At 56.2% G+C, this 3,980-nt stretch carries 5 protein-coding genes; 1 reads left to right on the forward strand and 4 read right to left on the reverse strand.

Annotated features, from left to right (window positions below):
* The first annotated feature begins 577 nt into the window (after window positions 1-577).
* A complete protein-coding gene (locus V6C16_RS08890; RefSeq protein ID WP_333536767.1) occupies window positions 578-1,291 on the forward strand; it encodes an SDR family oxidoreductase in 714 nt (237 codons plus the stop codon).
* 356 nt (window positions 1,292-1,647) lie between these two features.
* Here V6C16_RS08890 and rplQ read toward each other — a convergent pair whose 3' ends face one another.
* The 4 genes from rplQ to rpsK all read right to left on the reverse strand — a co-directional run.
* Entirely contained in the window at window positions 1,648-2,160 is a 513-nt protein-coding gene (gene rplQ / locus V6C16_RS08895) for a 50S ribosomal protein L17 (protein ID WP_333536766.1), read from the reverse strand.
* Window positions 2,150-3,193, reverse strand: a complete 1,044-nt coding sequence (locus V6C16_RS08900; protein ID WP_333536765.1) for a DNA-directed RNA polymerase subunit alpha — start codon at window positions 3,191-3,193, stop codon at window positions 2,150-2,152. The genes rplQ and V6C16_RS08900 overlap by 11 nt, the downstream gene beginning before the upstream one ends.
* A gap of 12 nt (window positions 3,194-3,205) precedes the next feature.
* Window positions 3,206-3,832, reverse strand: coding sequence for a 30S ribosomal protein S4 (gene rpsD, locus V6C16_RS08905; protein ID WP_012624318.1), 627 nt, complete (start codon window positions 3,830-3,832; stop codon window positions 3,206-3,208).
* A 44-nt stretch (window positions 3,833-3,876) separates the two neighbouring features.
* Window positions 3,877-3,980, reverse strand: a 104-nt coding sequence (gene rpsK, locus V6C16_RS08910; protein WP_333543037.1) for a 30S ribosomal protein S11, incomplete at its 5' end; no start/stop codon positions are given.

Raw genomic sequence — 3,980 nt, forward strand, 5'->3', positions numbered from 1 at the left:
CCGCCAGCACGCGGGCTTCAAGATCCGGCCGGGCGCCAAGCGGCAGCCCGTTCAAAAGTCGCTCCAGGGCCCCTGGAGCAAGTTTTGCGGCTCAGCCGGCAGCGCGGGCTTTTTCCAGAAGCTTCATGCGCGTCTCCTTGCGTAAATTTGCTGTCGCAGTATGCGCTCTTCCCGCACAAAGGTCAAAACCCCCGAACAATATTGGCGCATTGAAAAACCGCTTTTGTCACCGCGCGGTTGCCGGCCCAAGAAAACCATGCACTGTGGCGATTTGACACATTCCGGCAAGCCCCATACATCTTATGTAATGGAAGACAAAACAGGCTGGAGCCATTTCCCTTGAAAATGCTCAGGCGGCTGCCTGAACAGTCGCCCGCAGCAAAGGTGCACGCTATGCCCTTGCGCGGTGCACGCACCGAATCGCATGTCCTCTAAACCTTTAGAATGCACTTTTACAAGGTCGTATTTGTCTACGACACTGCCTGTTGTTTCGCAATGTCACATTATCTGCGGTGAGCCTGCGGACCGTTCGCAGTAAAAATACAGTCAGCATGAGGCTGAGCACGGAGAAAATATAATGAATATCAATGAACAGACTATTCTTGTAACAGGAGCCAACGGTGGTATCGGCAGGGCGCTGGTCAATGCCTTTCTGGCTGCCGGAGCCAGAAAAGTATATGCCTGCGCGCGCAGTGAAGCCTCGTTGGAATCACTGCGCGGCAACAAAAACATCCAGATCGTGCAGCTTGATATTACCAATCCCGCCGATATTGAAAAAACCGTCGCCGCGTGCGGAGACATCACGCTTCTTGTGAATAATGCAGGTATGGGGGGCAACGGTTTGCTCGGCTCACTCCAGACGGCGCGGGCCGAGATGGAGGTCAACTATTTCGGCACACTTGCCATGTGCTCGGCATTTGCGCCGGTTCTGCGCAGGAATGGAGGAGGCGGCATTGTCAACATCGTCTCTGTCATCGGTCTCGTAAACATGCCCTCCATCGGCACATACTGCGCGTCAAAAGCCGCCCTGCACTCACTTACCCAGGGCTTGCGCGGGGCACTCGCAACACAGAAAACAGCGGTTATCGGCGTATATCCAGGCCCTGTGGATACCCGCATGACAGCGGGCCTTGAGATGCCCAAGGCCAGTACCGAGTCGGTTGCGCAAGAAATTCTTGAAGGCATCAAGGCAGGCGCTGAAGAAATCTACCCCGATGCTTTCGCCAAGAGCATTCAGAAAGGGCTGGCCGCTGACCCCAAAAAAATGGAACGGGAATTGTCAATTTGCTAAAGCAACTTCCAAGGCAATCTCGCCTTTAACCTGCCTTGACGGCAGCGCGAACAACCGCCAGAGCAATCTTAAAAATAAAACTGCTCTGGATTGCGTGTCCATCCCGAGGCATTTAAGCAACTAGAGCAATTTCACTTTGAAATTGCTCTGGCGGCTGCGTGAGCAGACGTTCGCTACGGAGGCGTAAGCGCAGTTTATCTGCGCGGTTAAACGCCGAAGTGAGCGTGCCTTAAACTTTGAGAATGTATATTCTCAAAGTTAATCTGCTCTAGAGGAAATACAGGCATAAAAAAGGGCGCCGTAGCGCCCTTTCATATCTATAGCCATAAACCCGTGAAGAATATTTGCCTGAAGGCCTAATTTTCTTCCTTGGCGGCTTCAGCGTCAGCTTCGTCGGCCTTGGGTTTGCGGGTACGCTTGGGTTTGGCCGCAGCTTCTTCAGCAGCGGGCTTGGCTTCCTTGGCGGAAGCGGCCTTGGCGGCTTTGGGGGCTTCGGCGGCAGCGGCTTCGCTGCTGCGGGTCAGCTCAATAATAGCCATGGGGGCATTGTCGCCCTTGCGGGGCATGGCCATTTTGAGAATACGGGTGTAACCGCCGGGTACGCCGGCGAAGACAGGGCCGATCTCGTCAAAGAGACGCTTGACCAGGGCATGATCGTTCAGCACACGGTAAGCCTGACGGCGAGCGTGCAGGTCATTGCGCTTGGCAAGGGTAATCAGAGGCTCCACAACCCGGCGAAGCTCCTTGGCCTTGATTTCCGTGGTGCGGATTTTGCCGTGGATCAGCAGCGCCTTGGCGAGATTGTGCAACATGGCCTTACGGTGCGCAGGGGTACGCGAGAATTTCCTGCCGGAATTGCTATGCCTCATTTTGCTGCTTCCTTTTCCATTCCTGATATTTTTTGTCGAAGGAGTCGACCTTCATGCCGAAGTCAAGCCCCATGCTCAAAAGCACACCCTTGATTTCGTCCAGCGATTTGCGGCCGAAGTTCTTGGTCTTGAGCATTTCTGCTTCACTGCGCTGCACCAGTTCACCCACAAGGCCGATATTGGCGCTGCGCAGGCAGTTGGTAGCACGTACGGAAAGCTCAAGGTCGTCAATGCTTTTGAACAGATGCTCGTTCACTTCTCCGCTTTCGCCGCTGCCGTTGCGCATGTCGCCGGATACCCGTTCATCAAAGTTGATGAATACGGAGATCTGATCCTTGATGATCTTGGCGCTGTAGGCAATGGCGTCTTCAGGCGTCAGCGAGCCATCGGTCCACACTTCAAGCAGAAGACGGTCATAGTTGGTCATCTGGCCCACGCGGGCCTGTTCCACCGTATAGGCGACCTTGCGCACGGGGGAAAAGCTGGAATCCAGCTTGATGAGGCCGATCTCGTCGGCCAGGCCCTCATGCATGTCGGCGGGCACATAGCCCTTGCCCATGCGGACCTCCAATTCCATCTCCAGCACCACGTCCTCGGTGAGGGTGGCGATGTGCAGATCAGGGTTAAGCACTTCAACGTGCTGATTGGCGACAATGTCGGCCGCCGTCACCGGCCCCTTGCGCTCCACGCGCAGGGTCAGGCGTTGGGGTTCTTCCGTATCCATGCGCAGGCGAACCTGCTTTATGTTCAGGATGACATCAGTGATGTCTTCCAGCACGCCATGGATGGTGGTGAACTCGTGCTGTACGCCGATGATTTTCACCGACACAAAGGCCGCCCCCTGAAGGGAGGCCAGAAGGACGCGCCGCATGGCATTGCCGATGGTGGTGCCGTAGCCCCGTTCCAAAGGCTCGCAGACAAACTTGCCGTGCGTGCCGCTGGCCGTCTCTTCTTCGCGCAGAATCTGGTCGGGCTTGACAAGCTCGGACCAGTTGCGCGCATTGATAAGGCGTTCGCCCTGTTTGATAAGCATGCGAACCCCCGGTTATTTCGAGTAAAGTTCGACGATAAGCTGCTCGTTGACGGGGAACTGAATGTCGTCACGCTGCGGCATGGCCTTGACAGTACCCTTGAAAGCGGCGCCGTCGGCTTCCAGCCAGGCGGGGCAGCCGCGGCGGGCGATAACTTCCTGGGCTTCAGCGAGCACGGGAATTTTGCGATTCTTTTCAGGCACTTCAATGGTGTCACCCAGACGCACCTGCAAGGAAGGAATGTTCACCTTGCGGCCGTTGAGGGTGAAAACACCGTGACGCACGAGCTGGCGGGCCTGGTTGCGCGAGTTGGCGAAACCAAGGCGATAAACCACGTTATCCAGGCGGCGTTCAAGAATCACGAGCAGGTTGGTACCGGTAACGCCTTTCTGCATGTCGGCTTTAACAAAGTAGCCGTGGAACTGGCGCTCCAGAATGCCGTAAATACGGCGGGTTTTCTGCTTCTCCCTCAACTGCACCGCGTATTCGCTCACCTTTTTGCGGGCGCGGCCGTGCTGGCCGGGAGCATAGGGGCGGCGATCATAGGCGCATTTGTCGGTAAAGCAACGGTCGCCCTTCAAAAAGAGCTTGCAGCCCTCGCGACGACACATGCGGCACTTGGCTTCAGTATATTTTGCCATTTATCAATACCTCTTACGTTACGGACTCTGCCGGGGCAGGCCGGTTAGACGCGGCGGCGCTTGGGCGGCCGGCAACCGTTGTGCGGAATGGGCGTGACATCACGAATGAAGGCAACCTTCATGCCGGCGGCCGAAATGGCGCGCATGG

This window comes from Desulfovibrio sp. 1188_IL3213 (assembly GCF_036763145.1).
GTDB lineage: Bacteria > Desulfobacterota > Desulfovibrionia > Desulfovibrionales > Desulfovibrionaceae > Desulfovibrio.